Source organism: Citrobacter sp. RHB25-C09, assembly GCF_013836145.1.
Taxonomy (GTDB): Bacteria; Pseudomonadota; Gammaproteobacteria; order Enterobacterales; family Enterobacteriaceae; genus Citrobacter_A.
In genome coordinates this window covers 4,215,108-4,232,360 of record NZ_CP057483.1, presented here as the reverse complement: position 1 = coordinate 4,232,360, position 17,253 = coordinate 4,215,108, and the positions used below count along the sequence as shown (strand labels likewise).

At 50.9% G+C, this 17,253-nt stretch carries 13 protein-coding genes and 1 pseudogene; 9 read left to right on the top strand and 5 right to left on the bottom strand.

What is annotated here, in order from left to right:
* Positions 1 to 38 precede the first annotated feature (38 nt).
* From HVY19_RS19960 to dsbA, 3 genes are all read left to right on the top strand, one after another.
* Entirely contained in the window at positions 39 to 308 is a 270-nt protein-coding gene (locus HVY19_RS19960; RefSeq protein ID WP_181682307.1) for a YihD family protein, read from the top strand.
* Positions 309 to 384: 76 nt separating this feature from the next.
* Positions 385 to 1,371, top strand: a complete 987-nt coding sequence (locus HVY19_RS19955) for a serine/threonine protein kinase (RefSeq protein WP_181682306.1) — start codon at positions 385 to 387, stop codon at positions 1,369 to 1,371.
* Between the two features lie 14 nt (positions 1,372 to 1,385).
* A complete protein-coding gene (gene dsbA / locus HVY19_RS19950; protein ID WP_181682305.1) occupies positions 1,386 to 2,009 on the top strand; it encodes a thiol:disulfide interchange protein DsbA in 624 nt (207 codons plus the stop codon).
* Positions 2,010 to 2,024: 15 nt separating this feature from the next.
* On the opposite strand, the gene HVY19_RS19945 is transcribed toward dsbA, so the two are convergent.
* Complete coding sequence (locus HVY19_RS19945) at positions 2,025 to 2,960, bottom strand: acyltransferase (protein ID WP_181682304.1); 936 nt, start codon at positions 2,958 to 2,960, stop codon at positions 2,025 to 2,027.
* Between the two features lie 365 nt (positions 2,961 to 3,325).
* Between HVY19_RS19945 and polA the strand changes: the two genes are divergently transcribed.
* Positions 3,326 to 6,112: a DNA polymerase I gene (gene polA, locus HVY19_RS19940; RefSeq protein WP_181682303.1), complete on the top strand. Its 2,787-nt coding sequence runs from the start codon at positions 3,326 to 3,328 to the stop codon at positions 6,110 to 6,112.
* A 375-nt stretch (positions 6,113 to 6,487) separates the two neighbouring features.
* On the opposite strand, the gene yihA is transcribed toward polA, so the two are convergent.
* Positions 6,488 to 7,120, bottom strand: coding sequence for a ribosome biogenesis GTP-binding protein YihA/YsxC (gene yihA / locus HVY19_RS19935; protein ID WP_181682302.1), 633 nt, complete (start codon positions 7,118 to 7,120; stop codon positions 6,488 to 6,490).
* A gap of 272 nt (positions 7,121 to 7,392) precedes the next feature.
* Between yihA and HVY19_RS19930 the strand changes: the two are divergent.
* From HVY19_RS19930 to hemN, 3 genes and pseudogenes are all read left to right on the top strand, one after another.
* Positions 7,393 to 7,593: pseudogene (locus HVY19_RS19930) on the top strand (hypothetical protein).
* Positions 7,594 to 7,696: 103 nt separating this feature from the next.
* A complete protein-coding gene (gene yihI, locus HVY19_RS19925; protein WP_181682301.1) occupies positions 7,697 to 8,209 on the top strand; it encodes a Der GTPase-activating protein YihI in 513 nt (170 codons plus the stop codon).
* Positions 8,210 to 8,396: 187 nt separating this feature from the next.
* Positions 8,397 to 9,770: an oxygen-independent coproporphyrinogen III oxidase gene (hemN, locus tag HVY19_RS19920; protein ID WP_181682300.1), complete on the top strand. Its 1,374-nt coding sequence runs from the start codon at positions 8,397 to 8,399 to the stop codon at positions 9,768 to 9,770.
* A gap of 79 nt (positions 9,771 to 9,849) precedes the next feature.
* On the opposite strand, the gene glnG is transcribed toward hemN, so the two are convergent.
* From glnG to glnA, 3 genes are all read right to left on the bottom strand, one after another.
* Positions 9,850 to 11,259, bottom strand: coding sequence for a nitrogen regulation protein NR(I) (glnG, locus tag HVY19_RS19915; protein WP_181682299.1), 1,410 nt, complete (start codon positions 11,257 to 11,259; stop codon positions 9,850 to 9,852).
* 10 nt (positions 11,260 to 11,269) lie between these two features.
* Positions 11,270 to 12,319: a nitrogen regulation protein NR(II) gene (glnL, locus tag HVY19_RS19910; RefSeq protein WP_181682298.1), complete on the bottom strand. Its 1,050-nt coding sequence runs from the start codon at positions 12,317 to 12,319 to the stop codon at positions 11,270 to 11,272.
* Between the two features lie 281 nt (positions 12,320 to 12,600).
* Positions 12,601 to 14,010 (bottom strand): glutamate--ammonia ligase, encoded by a 1,410-nt coding sequence (glnA, locus tag HVY19_RS19905; RefSeq protein WP_181682297.1) that lies wholly within the window; start codon positions 14,008 to 14,010, stop codon positions 12,601 to 12,603.
* A gap of 376 nt (positions 14,011 to 14,386) precedes the next feature.
* On the opposite strand from glnA, the gene typA reads away from it, so the two are divergent.
* Both typA and HVY19_RS19895 read left to right on the top strand, forming a co-directional pair.
* Positions 14,387 to 16,210: a ribosome-dependent GTPase TypA gene (typA, locus tag HVY19_RS19900; protein ID WP_181682296.1), complete on the top strand. Its 1,824-nt coding sequence runs from the start codon at positions 14,387 to 14,389 to the stop codon at positions 16,208 to 16,210.
* A 260-nt stretch (positions 16,211 to 16,470) separates the two neighbouring features.
* The gene (locus tag HVY19_RS19895) at positions 16,471 to 16,947 is read left to right on the top strand and encodes a hypothetical protein (RefSeq protein ID WP_181682295.1); all 477 of its coding nucleotides are present in this window, start codon (positions 16,471 to 16,473) and stop codon (positions 16,945 to 16,947) included.
* The last annotated feature ends 306 nt before the right edge of the window (positions 16,948 to 17,253 follow it).

Sequence of the window (17,253 nt, the reverse complement as noted above, 5' to 3'; positions counted from 1 at the left end):
CTGCTAACGTGTCTGTCTCAAGAGTAAGGAGCACTACCATGAAATGTAAACGCCTGAATGAAGTTATCGAACTCCTCCAGCCAGCCTGGCAAAAAGAGCCAGAACTTAACCTGATGCAATTTTTGCAGAAACTGGCGAAAGAGTCAGGTTTTGACGGCGAACTGACGGAATTAAGTGATGACATTCTGATCTACCACCTGAAAATGCGCGACTCCGCGAAAGATGCCGTTATTCCCGGTATTCAGAAAGACTACGAAGAAGATTTTAAAACGGCACTGCTTCGGGCACGTGGCGTAATTAAAGAGTAAAAGCTTGTAAGAGGCGTCACCGAATGCGTCGTGAAGTGATATCCTGAATTATTCGTAGTAATTTCCGGATGATGGGATGAACGACAACGCTTTTACTTTCCAGACACTACACCCGGATACCATCATGGATGCGCTGTTTGAGCAGGGGATCCGGGTGGATTCCGGTCTTACCCCGCTTAATAGCTATGAAAACCGTGTCTATCAATTCCAGGACGAAGACCGTCAGCGTTTTGTCGTCAAATTCTACCGCCCTGAACGTTGGTCTGTTGATCAAATACTGGAAGAACATCAGTTTGCCATTGAATTGCTTGAAAATGAGGTCCCGGTTGCTGCCCCTTTAGCTTTCAACGGACAAACATTGCTGGCGCATCAGGGGTTCCACTACGCCATTTTCCCAAGCGTAGGGGGCAGACAGTTTGAGTCTGACAACATAGACCAAATGGAAGCGGTAGGCCGCTATCTGGGGCGTATACACCTTAAAGGGCGTGAACACCTCTTTTCATACCGGCCAACCATAGGGCTGGATGAATATCTTATTGAACCGCGGAAGTTATTTGAGAACGCTAAACTCATTCCGTCAGGGCAGAAAGTTGCCTTTCTGAAAGCGACAGATGCCCTGATCGCGGCAGTGACGGATAAATGGCATACCAAATTTGATATGCTTCGTCTGCACGGCGACTGCCATGCTGGAAATATTCTCTGGCGTGATGGCCCGCTGTTTGTCGACTTAGATGATTCACGCAATGGCCCTGCAATTCAGGATCTGTGGATGCTTCTTAATGGAGACAAAGCGGAGCGCCGTATGCAGCTTGAAACGATTATTGAAGCGTATGAAGAAGTTAATGAATTTAATACGGATGAAATCGGACTGATTGAACCTTTACGTGCCATGCGTTTGGTTTATTATCTAGCCTGGCTGATCCGTCGTTGGGACGATCCCGCGTTTCCCAAAAACTTCCCGTGGCTGACCGGAGAAGATTACTGGCATCGCCAGACCGCAACATTTATTGAGCAGGCAAAAATTCTGCAGGAACCCCCGTTACAACTGACACCTATGTATTAATCGGAGATGTGAACATGAAAAAGATTTGGCTGGCGCTGGCTGGTATGGTTTTAGCTTTTAGCGCATCGGCAGCGCAGTTCCAGGATGGTAAGCAGTATACCACGCTGGAAAAGCCTATTGCCGGTGAACCGCAGGTGCTGGAGTTCTTCTCTTTCTATTGCCCACACTGTTACCAGTTTGAAGATGTGCTTCATGTTTCTGATAACGTGAAGAAAAAACTGCCGGAAGGCGTAAAAATGACTAAATACCACGTTGAGTTCCTGGGCCCACTGGGTAAGGATATGACTCAGGCGTGGGCTGTCGCAATGGCACTGGGTGTTGAAGATAAAGTAACCGTGCCTATGTTTGAGGCAGTGCAGAAAAACCAGACGGTACAGACCGTTGCAGATATTCGTAAAGTCTTCGTTGACGCGGGTATCAAGGGTGAAGAATACGATGCAGCATGGAACAGCTTCGTGGTGAAATCCCTGGTAGCACAGCAGGAAAAAGCCGCTGCGGATCTGCAGTTGCAGGGCGTTCCGGCGATGTTTGTTAATGGCAAATACCAGATCAATCCTCAGGGCATGGATACCAGCAGCACGGATATCTTTGTTCAGCAGTATGCCGATACAGTGAAATACCTGGTAGGTAAGAAATAAAAACGAAAACGCCGGTCACTGACCGGCGTTTTGATGTTCGGTTTTAATCTCTTCAATTAGTATGTCTTTCTCGCCCCAGAGCGTATTCAACCAAAGCTGGAAGCGCCGTTTAAACTCTTTATCGTTAATGTAATCGCCGTGAAGCTCGTCGCTAATGGGCTGCATATCTACCCGTACGACAATGCGCGTCAGTTTTCCGCTCAGCATATCGAAGAAAGGTGTGCGATCATTTTCAGGATAACAGAGGGTTACGTTGAGTAACTTATCAAATTGCGATCCTAAAACATTCAATGCCATTGCAATGCCAGCCGCTTTTGGCGGCAACAAATGTTTAAACGGCGAATGGGTTTGCTGATGTTTCTCTGTGGTAAAGCGTGAGCCTTCGACGAAATTAACGATGGTTGTCGGATGCACACGGAATTTTTCGCAGGAACGGCGAGTTGTCTCAATATCCTTACCGCGGCGTTCCGGGTGGCGCAAAAGATAAGCTCGTGAATAACGCTTCATAAACGGCATATCCAGAGCCCAACAGGCGAGGCCGATAAACGGTACCCATGCCAGTTGCTGCTTAAGGAAGTATTTGTTCATGGGAATATGCTTTCGAAAAAGAACGCAAAGCACAACAATGTCGGCCCAGCTGCGATGATTACAAACGAGCAGATACCAGTTTTTTTTGCTTAACCCCTCAAGACCTTCTACATCCCATTTCAAATGTGGATTGAGATGCAGCAAAAGCGCCAGCCCCACGCACCAGCAATACATCATAAAATTACAAAACAAAGAAACCTTGCGCCAGACAAAAGGAATTGGCAGCAGGAGCTTAACGACGCCTGCAAGAATGATCGGTACTGAGCAAAAAATCGTGACCAGAATGGTCATGATAATGCTCAGTAAAAGGGTCACTGACGCGAATAATCTCGTCAAAAATAAACTATTCAAAGGGTTAGCCATAAACAGAACGCGAACGCTGCGCAAAGGGGGCTGATTTTATCAGAAAATGACTCAAATGACGGTTCTTGGCAATAGAGAAAAATTCGCCTTTTCTATCCACATTCAATATTTCAGGAAGATGAAATGGAAATTAAGCGATGATTAATTTAACCATTTGAAATTAAATGAAAAATCAAATGATAGGTAAAGCATTAATTTGAAATTAAATCGAATTAAATTATTTACACACAAAGTTATCCACAGATGTTTGCAACGCGCAGGCTGAAGAACTGTAAAAGATTTACGACAAAAGGGGCGAAATACTCATGTTTTCAGTCTGTCTGTGGCATCCTTTACCCATAATCTGATAAACAGGCACGGACATTATGGTTCAGATCCCAGAAAACCCACTTATCCTTGTAGATGGCTCTTCATATCTCTATCGCGCATACCATGCGTTTCCTCCGCTGACTAACAGTGCAGGCGAACCCACAGGCGCGATGTATGGCGTCCTTAACATGCTGCGCAGCCTGATCATGCAGTATCAGCCAACACATGCCGCTGTGGTCTTTGACGCCAAGGGTAAGACCTTCCGTGATGAATTATTCGAACATTACAAATCACATCGTCCACCCATGCCTGACGATCTCCGCGCGCAAATAGAGCCCCTGCATGCGATGGTCAAAGCGATGGGGTTACCGTTACTGGCCGTATCTGGCGTAGAAGCAGACGATGTCATCGGTACCCTAGCGCGCGAAGCAGAAAAAGTAGGTCGTCCGGTGCTAATCAGTACGGGCGATAAAGACATGGCCCAACTGGTGACGCCAAATATTACACTCATCAACACCATGACCAACACGATCCTTGGTCCGGATGAGGTAGTGAATAAATATGGCGTACCGCCTGAGCTGATCATCGACTTCCTGGCGCTGATGGGTGATTCCTCCGATAACATTCCGGGCGTTCCGGGCGTTGGAGAAAAGACCGCTCAGGCGCTGCTCCAGGGGCTGGGTGGCCTGGATACCCTTTATGCCGAATCAGAGAAAATTGCCGGGCTGACCTTCCGTGGTGCAAAAACCATGGCAGGCAAACTCGAGCAAAACAAAGAGGTCGCTTACCTCTCGTATAAGCTGGCGACGATCAAAACTGACGTTGAGCTGGAGCTCACCTGTGAACAACTGGAAGTCCAACAGCCATTGGCCGATGAGCTGGTTGGCCTGTTTAAAAAGTATGAGTTTAAGCGCTGGACTGCGGACGTTGAGGCTGGAAAATGGCTACAGGCGAAGGGCGCGAAGCCTGCGGCCAAACCGCAGGAAACCATTGTTATTGATGAGACGCCGGAAGAGCCTGCAGTCGCGCTTTCACATGAAAATTATGTGACCATCCTTGATGAAGCGACGCTGGAAACATGGATATCGAAGCTGAAAAAAGCGCCAGTCATCGCTTTCGATACCGAAACCGACAGTCTGGATAACATTTCCGCCAATCTGGTTGGGCTTTCTTTCGCCATTGAACCGGGTGTCGCCGCGTATGTACCGGTTGCGCATGACTATCTTGATGCGCCGGATCAAATCTCCCGCGACCGTGCGCTGGAAATGCTCAAGCCACTGCTGGAAGATGAAAACATTCGCAAAGTTGGTCAAAACCTGAAGTACGATCGCGGTATCCTGGCTAATTACGATATCGAACTGCGCGGTATCGCCTTTGATACCATGCTTGAATCCTACATTTTAAACAGCGTTGCCGGTCGTCACGATATGGACAGCCTGTCTGACCGCTGGCTCAAGCACACGACCATCACGTTTGAACAGATCGCGGGCAAGGGCAAAAACCAACTGACGTTTAATCAGATCGCACTTGAAGAAGCCGGACGATACGCCGCCGAAGATGCTGACGTGACGCTGCAACTGCATCTGAAAATGTGGCCAGAGTTACAACAGCATAAAGGGCCGTTGAATGTCTTCGAAAACATCGAAATGCCGTTGGTGCCTGTGCTTTCACGCGTAGAGCGTAACGGTGTGAAGATTGACCCTGCCGTGCTGCACAAACATTCTGAAGAGATCACCCTGCGCCTGGCGGAGCTGGAAAAGAAAGCCCATGATATCGCGGGAGAAGCGTTTAATCTCTCTTCGACCAAGCAGCTGCAAACGATTTTGTTCGAAAAACAGGGCATTAAGCCGCTGAAGAAAACCCCAGGCGGTGCGCCGTCAACATCAGAAGAAGTGCTGGAAGAGCTGGCGCTGGATTACCCGCTACCGAAAGTGATTCTGGAATATCGTGGTCTTGCGAAGCTGAAATCGACCTATACCGACAAGCTACCGCTGATGATTAACCCGAAAACCGGGCGCGTGCATACGTCGTATCACCAGGCTGTCACCGCGACGGGGCGCTTATCTTCTACCGATCCGAACCTGCAAAATATTCCGGTGCGTAACGAGGAAGGGCGTCGAATCCGTCAGGCATTTATCCCACCGAAAGACTATGTGATTGTCTCTGCCGACTACTCCCAGATTGAACTGCGCATCATGGCGCACCTGTCGCGGGATAAAGGGTTGCTTACTGCCTTTGCCGAAGGGAAAGATATTCACCGTGCCACTGCGGCGGAAGTGTTTGGCCTGCCGTTAGAGTCAGTGACTAACGAACAGCGCCGTAGCGCGAAAGCAATCAACTTTGGTCTGATCTACGGCATGAGCGCGTTTGGTCTGGCGCGTCAGCTGAATATTCCACGCAAAGAAGCGCAGAAGTACATGGATTTGTATTTCGAACGTTATCCTGGCGTACTGGAATATATGGAGCGCACGCGCGCTCAGGCGAAAGAGCAAGGCTATGTTGAAACGCTGGAAGGCCGTCGTCTCTACCTGCCGGATATCAAATCCAGCAATGGCGCACGCCGCGCCGGAGCAGAGCGCGCAGCAATTAACGCCCCGATGCAGGGGACCGCAGCCGATATCATCAAACGCGCGATGATCGCTGTCGATGGCTGGCTGGAAACCGAACAGCCACGCGTGAGAATGATCATGCAGGTGCACGATGAACTGGTGTTTGAAGTGCACAAAGATGACCTTGAAGCCGTATCGCAGAAGATTCATCAATTGATGGAAAATTGTACACGTATTGATGTGCCGCTGCTGGTGGAAGTCGGAAGCGGTGAAAACTGGGATCAGGCGCACTAAGAGGACATGGAATAACGCGATTTTTCCGTAATAAAGCAACATAAGAGAACGCTTTTTGTGATGAGCATTGGAATTTCTTATGCAACAAGTGAAAAAAAATTACAAAAAGGGCTTTCTGTGCTGCTCAAAAAAGAGTAAAGTTATTCGCGTAGGGTACAGAGGTAAGATGTTCTATCTTTCAGACCTTTTACTTCACGTAATCGGATTTGGCTGAATATTTTAGCCGCCCCAGTCAGTTTCTGACTGGGGCGTTTTTTATTGTAGGTACTTATCCGGCATTGCCGGCGGTGCTTCGCTTGCCCGGCCTACGTGACTGCACCTTGCTGTAGGCCGGATAAGGCGTTTACGCCGCCATCCGGCAGATTAACGGTGGGATCACTCCCCGTCCTGCTCCTCTTCCACCGGCGCCAGCTCACTAAACCAGCTATCCAGTTTCTGACGTAGTTTGTCCACGCCCTGTTTCTTCAGGGATGAAAACGTCTCCACCTGCACGTCGCCATTAAAGGCCAGCACTGCTTCACGAACCATATTCAGCTGTGCTTTACGCGCACCGCTCGCCAGCTTGTCTGCTTTAGTCAGCAGTACCAGCACCTGAATATTGCTCTCCACGGCCCACTGCACCATCTGCTGATCGAGATCTTTAAGCGGATGTCGTATATCCATAAGTACAACCAGACCCTGAAGGCTCTGGCGTTTTTCCAGATATTCACCCAGGGCACGTTGCCATTTACGCTTCATCTCTTCCGGTACTTCGGCATAGCCATAGCCCGGCAGGTCAACCAGACGCTTGCCGTCAACCACTTCAAACAGGTTGATAAGCTGAGTACGGCCCGGCGTTTTTGAGGTACGCGCCAGGCTTTTCTGGTTAGTCAGCGTATTCAATGCGCTGGATTTGCCTGCGTTTGAACGGCCAGCAAAAGCCACTTCAATTCCGGTATCGGAAGGTAAATGGCGAATATCAGGCGCACTCATCACAAAGTGCGTCTGTTGATAATTCAGGTTAATCAAAGCGGTCGTCTCCGTCAGTCAAAGCTTTGCGGCGATTATACCTGAACAGCAGCAAAAGACTGATTTTTCGGCATGGGTATCCTGTAAGTGAAAACCCTGTGCTTTGTAAGACATTGCCGATCGTTCTTATGCGAAAATTAGGAGTAATTGCAGAGGCATTAATCAATTAATGTAACTAAATCAGTTGATTATATTCTTGTAATATTCTGAAAATAGCTGAAGTGTGCTCTGGGTAGCTTGTTACTTACCCCCAAAAGAGTAAAGTAGCACCCATAGCGAGGACGCTGACAGGATATACGACTCAGGATGAGGGTCAGGAGCGCCAGGAGGCGAAGACACAGGATTGTCAGGATGACAGACGTCCGGAGACGTTAGTATAAGGAAATGGAAAAGACACGGAGCGTTCCAGGCTGAAGGAAAAACAGGGTGTGTTGGTAGCCGACATGGAATGTAGGACCCTTTCAGGGTTGTGAGTTAGGTTAAAAGGCGACAGAGCAATCTGTCGCCTTTTTTCTTTATTTCTGCTAGATTCCGGCGCAATTATATACTGAATAAAACAGCCAAAGACGAATCACTATGAAATCCACTTCTACACCACACGGCAAAGGTCCTGCAAAGGCGCGCCGTAAAACCCGCGAAGATCTGAATCAGGAAGCTCGCGACCGCAAGCGTCAGAAAAAGCACCGTGGTCACGCGGCGGGTAGCCGTGCGACGGGTAGTGACGCGGCGACAGGTGCAAAAAACCAGAGCAAGCAGAAAGATCCACGCATTGGCAGTAAAACCCCCATTCCATTGGGCGTGACCGAAAAGGTCACCAAACAGCACAAACCGAAGAGTGAGAAACCTATGCTTTCACCGCAGGCTGAGTTGGATTTACTGGAAACGGATGAGCGCCTGGATGCGCTTTTAGAACGTCTGGAAGCGGGTGAAACCCTGAGTGCTGAAGAGCAGTCATGGGTTGATGCCAAACTGGACCGCATCGATGAGCTGATGCAGAAGCTGGGCCTCTCCTACGATGACGACGAAGAAGAAGAGGAAGAAGACGAGAAGCAGGAAGATATGATGCGTCTGCTTCGGGGTGGTAACTAACGGTTTACACCGTGGGTCTGGCCGTCCTGCTTATAACCCTTCCGGTTATATGTTATCTGGCGTGGTTATTCGTTAAACTACAGCGGTTGTCGCGGCGACAGAAGTGGCTGCGCAACCGGCAGTTCACTCGTAACGGAGTGAAGCCGGTACGCCGTACTCGCCAGAGACGCCATCGGAAGGAGTGAGCATGTCTGAACAGCTAATAGACTGGGATCTGGCCCTGATCCAGAAATATAACTATTCCGGGCCACGATATACCTCGTACCCGACCGCGCTGGAGTTCTCTGAAGATTTTGGCGAACCGGCGTTCTTAAACGCAGTAGCGCGCTACCCCGAGCGTCCGCTCTCGCTGTATGTTCATATCCCGTTCTGCCACAAGCTCTGCTACTTTTGCGGCTGCAATAAGATTGTGACTCGCCAGCAGCATAAAGCCGATCAATATCTGGATGCGATAGAACAGGAAATTATCCATCGTGCGCCGTTGTTTGCCGGGCGCAGTGTGAGCCAACTCCACTGGGGCGGCGGTACACCGACCTATCTGAATAAGGCGCAAATCAGCCGCTTAATGACGCTGCTGCGCGACAACTTCCATTTTAATGCTGATGCGGAAATCTCGATCGAAGTTGATCCCCGCGAAATTGAACTGGATGTGCTCGATCATTTACGTGCGGAAGGGTTTAACCGCCTGAGTATGGGCGTGCAGGATTTCAATAAAGAGGTTCAGCGGCTGGTGAACCGTGAGCAGGATGAAGAGTTTATCTTTGCGCTGCTCAACCATGCTCGCGATATTGGTTTTACCTCAACCAATATCGATCTCATCTACGGATTGCCCAAACAGACGCCGGAGAGCTTCGCATTTACCCTGAAACGCGTGGCAGAGTTAAGTCCTGACCGTCTGAGCGTATTTAACTATGCGCACCTGCCGACGCTGTTTGCCGCACAGCGCAAAATCAAAGACGCGGATTTACCGAGCCCGCAGCAGAAGCTGGACATCCTCCAGCAGACCATCTCCTCGCTGACGGAAACGGGTTATCAGTTCATCGGCATGGACCACTTTGCGCGTCCGGATGACGAACTGGCTGTCGCACAGCGTGAAGGCGTTCTGCATCGTAATTTCCAGGGTTACACTACCCAGGGCGATACCGATCTCCTGGGACTGGGCGTTTCCGCGATCAGCATGATTGGCGATTGCTACGCGCAAAACCAGAAAGAGCTGAAGCATTACTATCAGCAGGTGGACGAGCAGGGGAATGCGCTGTGGCGCGGTATCGCGTTGACCCGTGACGACTGTATTCGCCGTGATGTCATTAAATCTTTGATCTGTAACTTCCGGCTTAACTACTCTGCCATTGAACAGCAGTGGGATCTGAACTTTGCTGATTATTTCGCTGAAGACCTGAACCTGCTTGCGCCACTGGCGAAAGATGGGCTGGTGGATGTGAATGAGCAAGGGATTCAGGTCACGCCGAAAGGCCGTTTGCTGATCCGCAATATTTGCATGTGTTTTGATACGTATCTGCGCCAAAAAGCGCGCATGCAGCAGTTTTCGCGAGTGATTTAAACACGTTGCCCGGTAGCGCGAACGCGTACCGGGCTCGTCTGTAGGCCGGATAAGGCGTAGCCGCCATCCGGCACCTGAGTTACTCCATTCCCAACTCTTTTAGCTTCCGCGTCAGGGTATTTCGCCCCCAGCCTAGCAGTCTTGCCGCTTCCTGTTTATGACCCTGTGTATGGCGCAGCGCCGTTGTCAGCAGGGTACGTTCCATCTCAGGCTGCGCTTCCGAAAGCAGGTTTTGATGACCGGAACGCAGCGCCCGATCGGCCCATTGTGCGAGGAGGGTCGCCCAGCTGTCTGGCTGAATATGCGAAGGGCTGTCCGGCACCGTTGCTTCAAATAACTCACCGGGTAAATCCTGAATCAACACTTCCTGCCCGGCGGCCATTACGGTTAACCAGCGACAGGTGTTTTCCAGTTGGCGCACGTTGCCCGGCCACGCCAGACGCGTCAGTGCGGCTTCGGTTTCCGGATGCAGTAGCTTCGCTTCTACACCTAATTCGCGCGCTGCGACCTGTAAGAAGTGGCGAGCAAGACGTGGGATATCCTCCCGGCGCTCGCGCAGCGGTGGAAGATGCACGCGGATGACGTTCAGTCGATGGAACAGGTCTTCACGGAATTTGCCTTCCTGAACCCGCTGTTCCAGATTCTGGTGCGTTGCGGCGATAATACGCACATCAACCTTCACCGGCGCATAGCCGCCCACGCGATAAAACTGACCGTCAGCGAGGACACGTAATAAGCGCGTCTGCACATCCAGCGGCATATCGCCAATCTCATCAAGAAACAGCGTACCGCCGTCGGCCTGCTCAAAACGCCCCTGGCGAATGGTGTTTGCCCCGGTAAACGCCCCTTTTTCATGGCCGAACAGCTCAGACTCAATCAAATCTTTTGGGATCGCCGCCATGTTCAGGGCGATAAACGGCGCTTTGGCGCGGGGGCTATGACGATGCAATGCATGAGCGACCAGCTCTTTACCGGTTCCCGATTCGCCGTTAATCAGTACACTGATTGATGAACGGGAAAGCCGCCCAATAATGCGAAACACATCCTGCATTGCCGGTGCTTCGCCAATGATGTCCGTCGTCGGGCCGTTGATCTGAATATTGCGCGGCTGCTGCTGTTCCTGATAATGGCTGATGGCGCGCTCGACCAGCGCCACAGCTTCGTCGATATCAAACGGTTTGGGCAGATAATCAAATGCCCCTTGCTGATAGGCGCTGACGGCGGCATCCAGATCGGAATGGGCGGTCATTATGATGACCGGAAGCATCGGATGCCGCTGTTTGATCTGCTTTAACAGCGCCAGTCCGTCCATTCCCGGCATACGGATATCAGACAACAGCACGTCTGGCGTCTTGCTCGCCAGCGCGTTCAACACCTCATTACCGCTTTCGAATGTGGTGCAACTCAGACCCGCTCCAGCGAGAGCGCGTTCAAGCACCCATCGGATGGAGCTATCGTCATCGACGACCCAGACAATTCCTCGTTGCATAAACGTCACCTTATTTCCTGATAGGCAGATAAACCGAGAACTCGGTATGACCTGGCCAACTGGTAAATTCAATTTTGCCGGAATGTTGATCGATCAAATTACGGGCGATGGACAACCCCAGCCCGGTACCGCCTTCGCGGCCACTGACCATTGGGTAAAACAGCGTATCCTGGAGGTAGGAAGGAATACCTGGCCCGTTATCCTCGACATCAATGCGTGCGGCCAGGCGATAGCGTTCGCCATGCAGCGTGAGCTGGAATGCTGTACGGGTGCGTAGCACAATTTCTCCGCCTTCCGGCCCCAGAGCCTGGAGCGCGTTACGGACAATGTTCAACAGCACCTGTTCAATCTGTTCCGGGTCATGCGGCAACTCTGGCAGGCTGGGATCGTAATCCCGCACCAGCGTGATATTGTCAGGAAGTTCCATTGAAACCAGCGCCACCACACGTTCCGCCACTTTATGAATGCTCTCAGTGACGTGCGTGCCTGGCATCTGCGGGCCTAACAGCCTGTCGACCAGATTACGCAGGCGATCGGCCTGTTCAATGATGACTTTTGTGTATTCCAGCAGCGAAGGGTCGGGTAGCGCTTTACTGAGTAGCTGTGCAGCGCCACGTAAGCCACCGAGCGGGTTTTTAATCTCATGGGCTAGCCCACGTACCAGATCGCGCGCTGCGACCTGCTGAGCGTGCTGGAGCTGCTCCTGGCTCAGTCGCCGCTGGTTATCCATTGGCGCCATTTCAAGCAGGATCTGACCGTCGGTTAGCCGCTGCGCGGTCAGCGAAAGGATATGCGATCGCCCGTCAATCACCAGCGTGACTTCGTTATCAGTGAAACCCTGACCCGCATCTAAGCTTTCTCGCATCAGGTCGGTATTGAGTGAAAAGTAACTCAGCAGTTCGGGCAACGGTGTGCCAAACAGTTTGCGTGAGCTTTGGGCGAGTAATTGCTGCGCGGCGGGATTGGCGTAATGCACCGCCAGTTCGTCATCAACCAATAAGATACTGTTGATTAAAGAATTGAGGATCTGCCCAGCATCGGGCAGCGTGCCTGTTGCCATAAAGCAGTCTCCTGAAAAGTGTGCACCAATTTAGTGCATTATAGCTTTTAACGCAGAAAAAGAACGACGAATCAGTTTGTTGGCGGAGAAAAAAGCCCATCGTGAGATGGGCTACAGATTGCTGACAAACCGTGATGCCGGATGGAGGCTTCGCCTTATCCGGCCTACAAGGTGGTTGCCCGGTAGGCTCGATAAGCTTGCGCCATCGGGCATCGTAATGTTTGCCATCAACCTCAAACCTGTCAGAAACAGGCTAAAGTTTCCACGGCAACTTAAAACGATTAAACGCTGTAGTACAGCTCAAACTCTACCGGGTGCGGTGTCATGCGAACGCGGTCGTTTTCTTCAATGCGCAGCGCGATGTAAGCGTCGATGGCTTCATCAGTGAACACGCCGCCGGCTTTCAGGAACTCGCGGTCCAGATCCAGTTCGTTCAGTGCTTCTTCCAGAGAACCCGCAACCTGTGGGATCTCTTTCGCTTCTTCTGGCGGCAGGTCGTACAGGTTTTTGTCCATCGCTTCGCCCGGGTGGATCTTGTTCTTAATGCCGTCAAGACCCGCCATCAGCAGGGCTGCAAAGCACAGGTACGGGTTAGCGGCCGGGTCCGGGAAGCGCACTTCGATACGACGCGCTTTCGGAGAAGCCACTACCGGAATACGAATGGAAGCAGAACGGTTACGGGCAGAGTAAGCCAGCATTACCGGCGCTTCGTAACCCGGGACCAGACGCTTGTAGGAGTTGGTGGTCGGGTTCGCCAGGGCGTTGATCGCTTTAGCGTGTTTGATCACGCCGCCAATGTAGTACAGCGCTTGCTCTGACAGGCCTGCGTATTTGTCGCCGGAGAACAGGTTTACACCGTTTTTGGACAGAGACATGTGGCAGTGCATACCGGAGCCGTTATCGCCGAACATCGGTTTTGGCATAAAGGTTGCGGTTTTACCGAAGCGGTGAGCGACGTTGTGAACCACATATTTGTAGATCTGAATTTCGTCGGCTTTTTTGGTCATGGTGTTGAAGCGGGTTGCCACTTCGTTCTGACCCGCAGTTGCCACTTCGTGGTGATGCGCTTCAACGACCAGGCCCATCTGCTCCATGACCAGACACATTTCAGAACGGATGTCCTGAGCGGAGTCTACTGGAGGAACTGGGAAGTAGCCGCCTTTCACTGCCGGACGGTGACCTTTGTTACCACCTTCATACTGGGTGGAGGAGTTCCATGCGCCTTCGATGTCATCGATAGCCACATGAGAACCGGAGATTGACGCGCCGAAACGGACATCGTCAAACAGGAAGAATTCTGGTTCTGGCCCGAACAGCACGGTATCCGCGATACCGGTGGAGCGCAGGTACTCTTCTGCACGTTTAGCGATAGAGCGCGGGTCGCGGTCATAGCCTTGCAGCGTGCCGGGTTCCAGGATGTCACAGCGGATGATCAGAGTAGAATCCGCGAAGAACGGGTCAATGACCGCAGTAGAGGCGTCTGGCATCAGCACCATGTCGGATTCGTTGATACCTTTCCAACCACCAATGGAGGAGCCGTCAAACATTTTGCCTTCTTCGAAGAATTCGGCATTTACCTGATGAGCAGGAATTGTGACGTGCTGTTCTTTACCTTTGGTATCAGTGAAGCGCAAATCAACAAACTTCACTTCGTGCTCATTCAGCATCGTCAATACGTGTTCAGCGGACATACATAACTCTCCAGATTGGTCATAGTCGTCGTGGTAACGAGGTGTTCAATTCTTTAATCATTGGCCGTGTCGCCGTAAAAAATATAAAGCGAAATCTGTGCCAACTTTTAAATTGCCCCTAAAAGGCGTTATCATGCGCACCATCGTGCAAAAGGGCTGCACTATGATGAGTATGTTGCACCAATATAGTGCTTTAATGTGAACATTAAGCACCATGTTGGTGCAATGGACAGTGTATAACCCTTTTAACGCTCCGTGAAAGCGATCACAAAGAAACTCTGCAATACTTGTTTGCGGAGGATGTTTGTGATCCTGTTTTGTAGTGCGATTAATCCGTGTACAATAACGCGCTATTTCTAATGCCTGAGGCAAAGTTGTGATCGAAAATTTGCGTAATATCGCCATCATCGCGCACGTTGACCATGGTAAAACTACCCTGGTTGACAAGCTGCTGCAGCAATCCGGTACGTTCGATGCGCGTGCCGAAACTCAAGAGCGTGTGATGGACTCCAACGATTTGGAGAAAGAGCGTGGGATTACCATCCTCGCTAAAAACACCGCTATCAAATGGAATGATTACCGTATCAACATCGTTGATACCCCTGGGCACGCAGACTTCGGTGGTGAAGTTGAGCGTGTCATGTCCATGGTTGACTCAGTGCTGCTGGTGGTTGACGCATTTGACGGCCCGATGCCGCAGACGCGCTTCGTGACCAAAAAAGCCTTTGCTCATGGCCTGAAACCTATCGTCGTTATCAACAAAGTTGACCGTCCAGGCGCGCGTCCGGATTGGGTTGTCGACCAGGTATTTGACCTGTTCGTAAACCTCGACGCCACCGACGAACAGCTGGACTTCCCGATCATCTACGCTTCGGCGCTGAACGGTATCGCGGGTCTGGATCACGAAGATATGGCTGAAGACATGACCCCGCTGTATCAGGCGATTGTTGATCACGTACCGGCTCCGGACGTTGATCTCGACGGTCCGTTCCAGATGCAGATCTCTCAGCTGGATTACAACAACTACGTTGGTGTCATCGGCATCGGCCGCATCAAGCGCGGTAAAGTGAAGCCGAACCAGCAGATCACGATTGTCGACAGTGAAGGCAAAACCCGTAACGGTAAAGTCGGTAAAGTGCTGACTCACCTGGGTCTGGAGCGTATCGACAGCGACCTGGCTGAAGCAGGCGACATCATTGCGATCACCGGTCTGGGCGAGCTGAACATCTCCGACACTATCTGCGATCCGCAGAACGTCGAAGCGCTGCCGGCACTGTCTGTTGATGAACCGACTGTAACCATGTTCTTCAACGTCAACACCTCTCCATTCTGCGGTAAAGAAGGTAAATACGTTACCTCTCGTCAGATCCTTGACCGCCTGAACAAAGAGCTGGTGCACAACGTTGCGCTGCGTGTTGAAGAAACCCAGGATGCAGATGCATTCCGTGTCTCCGGTCGTGGCGAACTGCACCTGTCAGTTCTTATCGAAAACATGCGTCGTGAAGGTTTCGAAATGGCGGTTTCCCGTCCGAAAGTAATCTTCCGCGAAATCGACGGCCGTAAACAAGAGCCGTTCGAGAACGTAACGCTCGACGTAGAAGAACAGCACCAGGGTTCCGTGATGCAGGCGCTGGGTGAGCGTAAAGGCGACCTGAAAAACATGAATCCAGATGGCAAAGGCCGCGTACGTCTCGACTACGTGATCCCAAGCCGTGGTCTGATCGGCTTCCGTTCTGAGTTCATGACCATGACCTCCGGTACGGGTCTGCTGTACTCCACCTTCAGCCACTACGACGACGTGCGTCCGGGCGAAGTGGGCCAGCGTCAGAACGGCGTACTGATCTCCAACGGTCAGGGTAAAGCGGTTGCGTTTGCGCTGTTCAGCCTGCAGGACCGCGGTAAGCTGTTCCTGGGCCACGGTGCAGAAGTTTATGAAGGCCAGATCATCGGCATTCACAGCCGTTCTAACGATCTGACGGTTAACTGTCTGACCGGTAAGAAACTGACCAACATGCGTGCGTCCGGTACTGACGAAGCAACGGTTCTGGTTCCGCCGGTGAAGATGACCCTGGAGCAGGCTCTGGAGTTCATCGATGACGACGAACTGGTAGAAGTGACACCGCAGTCTATCCGTATTCGTAAACGTCACCTGACGGAAAACGATCGCCGCCGTGCGAACCGTGGTCCGAAAGAAGACTAATACGGTTAATCCGTTTGTCAGCCGGGTAAGCGCTAGCGCCATCCGGTAACTAAAAAGCCGCTGAATACCAGCGGTTTTTTTATTTTAAAAAGCCCAATATTAAATACTTTTATTAAACCTTTTTTATATTTAGACGGCGTAAAAAGAGAACAATCAGCCTTGTATTCTCGATAGCGTAATTCGCATCGGGTTTATTAAATATCCACTTATTTTAGGTTTAATAATCAAGAAGTATTGTTATAGCAAAATCATTATTAATCATGGGCCGCAGAACTCAGGGCGCGGGCTGTTTTAACTCACCTTATTCTCGCATTGTTGCTCTGGACGCGGAAACTTTGCAGCCCTTATTGGCTAACTGGCAGTATGAAGGTGATAGCCAGATTACCCAAGGTACGGGATTTTATGATAAAAACGCTGTTAATCGCCTCATTGTTTCTGCTGATGAATATCAGTCGGTGATTTTAAACTCCGGTAATATTGATTATCGCCCTGGTGATATTATTACGGTAGTCAATAATGATGGACAGCTGAAGCAATGGGGCGTATCGGTCACCGGCTATTATTCCCTGCCAGAGAAAATTGCCGAGATGGATAATATTATCGATCTTGTCTGTAATGACGAAGTTCGCATTGTGCTGACCAGCGACGGTAAAATTATGGCATGGGGCGTCGCTGATGCGGGTGGCACTTTGCCTGACGACATTGCCGCGCTGACCGGGGTTAGTAAATATTGTTAAGCGCTGAAAAAAGACGGCACGGTCGTTAACTGGGGGAACAGTAGCCATCTCATCTGGACGATTCGCTAATCAAAGATAAGCTGGTAGACGTTCGGGCGGTTTACGGTACGTCATATGGCATGACCGCGATCAAAACGGACGATACCCTGATGATCTGGGGACGAACTTCCACAGGCGAGTTGATGACGCTGAATCTCAGCGGCTTCTCACTTACGGCCTTCGGATAGCAGGTATCCTTTATTACAACCCTCGATTTCTGGTTCCGTTGACTGGCCTAAAACTGTTTCCATCTCATATCATTTTTCT

Coding starts and splice junctions, on each gene's coding strand:
- glnL (WP_181682298.1), bottom strand. CDS start 12,319: ATGGCAACAGGCACGCTGCCCGATGCTGGGCAGATCCTCAATTCTTTA.
- HVY19_RS19955 (WP_181682306.1), top strand. CDS start 385: ATGAACGACAACGCTTTTACTTTCCAGACACTACACCCGGATACCATC.
- glnA (WP_181682297.1), bottom strand. CDS start 14,010: ATGTCCGCTGAACACGTATTGACGATGCTGAATGAGCACGAAGTGAAG.
- yihI (WP_181682301.1), top strand. CDS start 7,697: ATGAAATCCACTTCTACACCACACGGCAAAGGTCCTGCAAAGGCGCGC.
- HVY19_RS19895 (WP_181682295.1), top strand. CDS start 16,471: ATGGGCCGCAGAACTCAGGGCGCGGGCTGTTTTAACTCACCTTATTCT.
- polA (WP_181682303.1), top strand. CDS start 3,326: ATGGTTCAGATCCCAGAAAACCCACTTATCCTTGTAGATGGCTCTTCA.
- HVY19_RS19960 (WP_181682307.1), top strand. CDS start 39: ATGAAATGTAAACGCCTGAATGAAGTTATCGAACTCCTCCAGCCAGCC.
- HVY19_RS19945 (WP_181682304.1), bottom strand. CDS start 2,960: ATGGCTAACCCTTTGAATAGTTTATTTTTGACGAGATTATTCGCGTCA.
- hemN (WP_181682300.1), top strand. CDS start 8,397: ATGTCTGAACAGCTAATAGACTGGGATCTGGCCCTGATCCAGAAATAT.
- dsbA (WP_181682305.1), top strand. CDS start 1,386: ATGAAAAAGATTTGGCTGGCGCTGGCTGGTATGGTTTTAGCTTTTAGC.
- glnG (WP_181682299.1), bottom strand. CDS start 11,259: ATGCAACGAGGAATTGTCTGGGTCGTCGATGACGATAGCTCCATCCGA.